Source organism: Cupriavidus sp. WS (assembly GCF_000395345.1).
In the GTDB taxonomy this organism is placed as follows: Bacteria; Pseudomonadota; Gammaproteobacteria; order Burkholderiales; family Burkholderiaceae; genus Cupriavidus; species Cupriavidus basilensis_B.
Genome location: NZ_AQPL01000583.1, coordinates 1 through 5,064, shown reverse-complemented (window position 1 = coordinate 5,064; position 5,064 = coordinate 1). Strand labels below are relative to the sequence as shown.

The window sequence follows — 5,064 nt, the reverse complement described above, 5'->3', positions numbered from 1 at the left end:
AGGCGGGAGGCGCCTTTCCCGCCTGTCCGCCCAGGGCGCGGTGCTAGACTTTTTGCCACGTAACCGGGTGCCGCGATGGCGCCCCGCTACGCACAAAAAAAGGAGACAAGTCATGCGCATCGAGCAATTGCACGAAGAGTTTGGGGCGGAGATCAGCGGCATCAACCTGATCGACGCGGTATCGAATGCCGATGCCTTCGCGGCGGTACGCGCCGCGTTCGAAGAGCATTCGCTGCTGGTCTGGCGCGACCAGCCGATCAGCGACGACATCCAGGCCACCTTCTCGCGTGGCTTCGGCCCGCTCGAGCTGGTCAAGGTCGGCTCCGTCGGGCATGGCACGTTCTACTCGCGGATGAACAACATCGGCCCCGACGGGCAGGTCGTGCCGCTGCGGGACATGGCGATGATCGTGGCGCGCGCCAACCAGCTATGGCATACCGACAGTTCGTTCAAGCGCCTGCCGGCGCTGGCTTCGGTGCTGTCGGCCCGCGTCATTCCCGAACAGGGCGGCGAGACCGAGTTCACCTCCACGCGCGCCGCCTGGGAGCGCCTGGACGCCGCGGAGCAGTCCCGGCTGCGCGATGCGGTCGCCATCCACAGCTACGCCACCTCGCGCAACAAGATCGATCCCGGCATGATGACGCCGGAGGAGCACGCTGCCCTGCCCCCGGTGCGCCGCCGCCTGACCTGGCGCAATCCGGTCAACGGCCGCTGCGCCCTGTACCTCGCCTCCCACGCGGGCGCCATCGAAGGCATGGCGCCGCAGGAGGGCGCGGCGCTGCTGGAAAGCCTCGTCGCGCGCGCCACCGAACCCGGCCATACGTACGTGCACGCCTGGCGCCCGGGCGACGTGATCATGTGGGACAACCGCGCCACGATGCACCGCGGCCGCCCCTGGGGCGGAACGCTGCCCCGCTCGATCGTGCGCACCACCATCTCCGCCTCCCTCGCGGACGGGCTGGAAGACGTCCTGCCGGAATTGTGGGCCCAGCGCGCCGCTGCCTGACCCCCGTTCGCGGCAAAGCCCGACAGCAGATACAACAGGCACGCTCGACAGAAGCGGCCAAGAAGGAGACAACATGAAATCCAAGTTCGCCCTCGCCAGTTGCCTGGTCGGCGCTGTGCTCGGCGCCGGCGCCGCGCAGGCGGCCGGGCCATATCCGGACAAGCCGGTCCGCATCGTGGTGCCCTACCCGGCCGGCGGCTCCACCGACATCCTCACGCGGCTGCTCGCCAAGGGCCTGACCAAGCGCTGGGGCCAGGCCGTCGTGGTCGACAACCGCGGCGGGGCATCGGGCATCATCGGCACCGAGGTCGCGGCCCGCGCCGATCCGGACGGCTACACGCTGCTGATGAACGGCAACGGCCCGCATACGATCAACGTCAGCCTGTTCGAAAAACTGCCCTACGACCCGGTCAGGGATTTCGTGCCGATCGTGCGCGGCATGACGATCCCGCTGCTGATGGTGGCGCCGGCCAACGCGCCCTACAACGATGTGAAGTCGTTCATCGCCTGGGCCAAGGCGAACAAGAGCACCGCCAACTATTGCTCCATCGGCCCGGGGTCGCCTTCGCACCTGGCCGGGGAGCTCTTCAAGTCGATGGCCGCCCTGCCCCAGCTCACGCACGTGCCCTACAAGGGCAGCGGCCCGGCCATCGTCGACACCATCGCCGGCACCTGCCACATCCTGTTCGACGCGGCGCTGTCGTCCGGGCCGCAGGTGAAGAACCGCAAGCTCAAGCTGCTGGCGATCGGCACCGAGCAGCGCGACTCGTCCTGGCCCGACACGCCGACCGTGGCCGAAAGCGGCCTGCCCGGCTTCAGCGCCTACACCTGGAGCGCGCTGTTCGCGCCCGCCGGCACGCCGCCGGCGATCGTGAAGAAGATCCAGCAGGATGCCGACGCCGTGCTGCGCAGCCCCGAGCTCAAGGCCGCGCTCGTCGAGCAGGGCGCGCAGGCCGGCGGCGGCTCGTCGGAGGAGCTGGCCAGGTTCGTCGATACCGAGATCGCCAAGTGGGGCAAGGTCATCAAGGACGGGCACATCACCATGAACTGACCCGCCGCGCCGGCGCGGCGCAGGCCGGCGCGCAACCTCCCCCCGCCAATCGTTCCCGCTGGGGAACATCGCAACAACAGTTGCAGCAACAGCCGCAACAACAGGAACACTCGACGATGGAAAAAATCGCAATCATTGGCGCCGGCCTGATCGGCTGCGCCTGGGCATCGGTGTTCGCCCGCGCCGGCCACACGGTGACGCTGTACGACGTCGACAAGGACGCGGTGGCCACCGCGCGCGGCACCATCCTGGCCGCGCTGGCCGGGCAGCACGAGCTCGGCCTGATCGGCGAGGCGCCCGAATCCGTGATCGAGCGGGTGCGCGTCACGCAGTCGCTCGAGGAAGCCATGCGCGGCGCGGACTTCGTGCAGGAAAACGTGCGGGAAACCGTTGCCGCGAAGCGCGAAGTCTACGCGCTGCTCGACAAGCTCGCGGGGCCCGACACGCTGATCGCCAGCTCGACCTCGGGCATTCCGGCATCGAGCTTCACCGAGGACCTGGCCGGCCGGCGGCGCTACTTCGTCGGCCATCCGATCAATCCGCCGTCCGTGGTGCCGCTGGTCGAACTGGTGCCGGCGCCGTGGACCGACCCGGACGTGATCGAGCGCGCAAGCGCGATCTACGCGCGCGCGGGCCAGGTGCCGATCATCGTGAAGCGCGAGATCCAGGGCTTCATCGTCAACCGCCTTCAAGGCGCCCTGCTCGCCGAAGCGTTCCGGCTGGTGGAAGACGGTTATGTGAGCGGCGCCGACATCGACAAGGCGGTCAAGGACGGACTCGGCCTGCGCTGGTCGTTCATGGGGCCGATGGAGACCATCGACCTCAACGCGCCGGGCGGCCTGCGCGACTATTGCGGGCGCTATGGCCCGCTCTACCTCGACATCGCAAAGCAGGCCACGCCGCGGCAATGGGACGATGCGCTGATCGGCAAGCTCGAGCAGGAGCGCCTTGCCGAACTGCCCGCCGACCAGCGCGCGGCGCGCCAGGCCTGGCGCGACCTGCGCCTCATGCAACTGGTCGCGCACAAGCGCGGCGCGCCAAGCGAATAGCCCGCCGCCGGAGCGCCAAGGCGAGCCCGCCGGACGGAGCACGGCCTGTATGGGCCAGCCGGGCGAGGCATCCGCCAGGCTCGCGCCGGACGGCATGCCCCGGTGGCCGGAGCCCCTGCGCCGAGGTCCCTCAGAACCCCAGGCGCGCCTGCACGTACACCATGCGCGGCGCGCCGACCATGCGGCCGGCGTTACCGTCGACGTTGCGCGTATAGAAGCGCTTGTCGAACAGGTTGTTCAGGCCGATGCTGATTTCGCTGTTCTTGTGCTGCGGCACCTTGAACATGGCCTGGATGTTCCACAGGCGAAAGCCCGGGATGCGGCCCACGCTGCCGTCGGCGGACTCGGCCACGGTGTTGGCGAGGTCGGAGTACTGCGAACTCTGGTGCGTGGTGGACAGGTTGAAGGTCCAGTTGCGCAGTGCGTAGCGCGCGCCGAGCGTGTCGGTATTGCGCGAGTAGAACGGCACGTCGAGCCCCGAGGTCGCGCCCGATTTCTGGATCGCCCTGGTATAGGTGTAGTTGGCGTAGACGTTCAGGCCGGACAGCGGGCCCTTGCGGTCGAAGGTGTAGTCGAGCGCCAGTTCGACGCCGTCGTGGTGCGTCGCGCCGATGTTCTGGAAGGTGGCCGGCACGATACCGGGCACCTGCAGGATCTGGTTGTCGAACTTCATCTTGAAGGCGGTCAGCTCGGCCTTGATCTTGCTGTCCTGCCAGCGCGTGCCGACCTCGAAGGTGCGCGCCACTTCCGGCTGCAGCGGATTGCTGGCGGTCTGCGAGTTGAGCTGCAGGTTCTGCACCGGCCCGAACGACGTGCTGTAGTCGGTGAAGATCGTCCACGCATGGTTGACCAGGTAGGACAGGTTCACCGACGGCAGCGGCTTGTTGTTGACCGTGTCGAACTGCTGCGCGGTGCCGCGCTGCTGGCGGGTCGATTCGATGTGCTCGAAGCGCAGGCCCGGCGTGAGGCGCCAGTTGCCGAACGCGATGCGGTCGTCGATGTACGCCGCGTGCGCGTCGGTGGCATTGTCGAAGGTGGTGGTCGGGCCGCTGATGCCGGTGGACAGGCTCTGGTTGAAGCTGTTGTCGTCGCCGCGCTCGCGGATGTAGCGATAGCCGACCGTCACGTCATGCGTGGTCGGGCCCAGGCCGATGCGCTGGGTGTAGCGCGGCTCCACGCCGAAGGTCTGGTAGTTGCGCGGCTGGTGCGACAGCTGCGCGCCGCTGATCAGCGTGCTCTGGCGATAGCTGTCGTTGTAGTAGGCGCGGATCTCGAACTCCTGCGCGTCCGACAAGGTGTTGATGTAGCCGATGTCGAACGCCGTGCGGTTGCCGCTCCAGTAGTCGGTCGGGCGCGTGTTCTGGAACGGGTTGGCGTTGTATTGCGCCACCGTCAGGCCGCCCGGCGTGCGCGACTTCACGTCGTAGTACGAGAACTTGCCGTACACCTCCGAGGTGCCGTTGATCGCGTAGCGGTACTTCAGCGCGAGGTCGTTGACGTTGTCGTCGCTGCCCGCGCGCCACTCCCGCCCCGTCATGCCGGAATACAGCAGCGCCAGGCCCAGGCCGCTGTCGAGCTGCGTGCCGACGAAGGCGCTGTATTGCGTGTTCAGGCCCCCGCCCTGCGTGTAGATGTTCTGGCGCACCGAGGCATCGCCGCTCAGGCCCGGCGTGGTCGGGATCGGCCGCGTCGTGAAGTTGATCACGCCGCCCACGTTCTGCGGACCGTAGCGCACCGCGCCGCCGCTGCGCACCACGTCGATCGACTCGATGTTCTCCAGGCTGACCGGCACGAACGAGAGCTGCGGCTGGCCGTAGGGCGCCACCGCCATCGGGATACCGTCGAGCAGCACCGTCGAGCGCGGCGTGTAGCGGCCGGTCAGGCCGCGCACGCCGATGTTCAGCGAGATGGCGCTGCCCGCCGTGCCGGAATTGTCGAACCTGTCAGATTTTTTGTGT

The 5,064-nt window shown here is 68.1% G+C and carries 4 protein-coding genes; 3 read left to right on the top strand and 1 reads right to left on the bottom strand.

Going from position 1 to position 5,064, the window contains the following annotated elements:
- The first annotated feature begins 112 nt into the window (after window positions 1–112).
- The 3 genes from K206_RS0135015 to K206_RS0135005 all read left to right on the top strand — a co-directional run bounded on the left by K206_RS0135015 (window position 113) and on the right by K206_RS0135005 (window position 3,106).
- Window positions 113–1,006 (top strand): TauD/TfdA family dioxygenase, encoded by an 894-nt coding sequence (locus tag K206_RS0135015; protein ID WP_020206923.1) that lies wholly within the window; start codon window positions 113–115, stop codon window positions 1,004–1,006.
- 73 nt (window positions 1,007–1,079) lie between these two features.
- Window positions 1,080–2,057: a tripartite tricarboxylate transporter substrate binding protein gene (locus K206_RS0135010; protein ID WP_020206922.1), complete on the top strand. Its 978-nt coding sequence runs from the start codon at window positions 1,080–1,082 to the stop codon at window positions 2,055–2,057.
- 116 nt (window positions 2,058–2,173) lie between these two features.
- The gene (locus tag K206_RS0135005) at window positions 2,174–3,106 is read left to right on the top strand and encodes a 3-hydroxyacyl-CoA dehydrogenase (protein ID WP_020206921.1); all 933 of its coding nucleotides are present in this window, start codon (window positions 2,174–2,176) and stop codon (window positions 3,104–3,106) included.
- A 130-nt stretch (window positions 3,107–3,236) separates the two neighbouring features.
- On the opposite strand, the gene K206_RS0135000 is transcribed toward K206_RS0135005, so the two are convergent.
- Window positions 3,237–5,064 (bottom strand): TonB-dependent receptor domain-containing protein (locus K206_RS0135000; protein ID WP_020206920.1); only part of this gene is annotated, 1,828 nt, incomplete at its 5' end.

Bases quoted from the DNA above. Each gene is read 5' to 3' on its own strand.
- K206_RS0135010 (WP_020206922.1), top strand. From the start codon at position 1,080: ATGAAATCCAAGTTCGCCCTCGCCAGTTGCCTGGTCGGCGCTGTGCTC.
- K206_RS0135005 (WP_020206921.1), top strand. From the start codon at position 2,174: ATGGAAAAAATCGCAATCATTGGCGCCGGCCTGATCGGCTGCGCCTGG.
- K206_RS0135015 (WP_020206923.1), top strand. From the start codon at position 113: ATGCGCATCGAGCAATTGCACGAAGAGTTTGGGGCGGAGATCAGCGGC.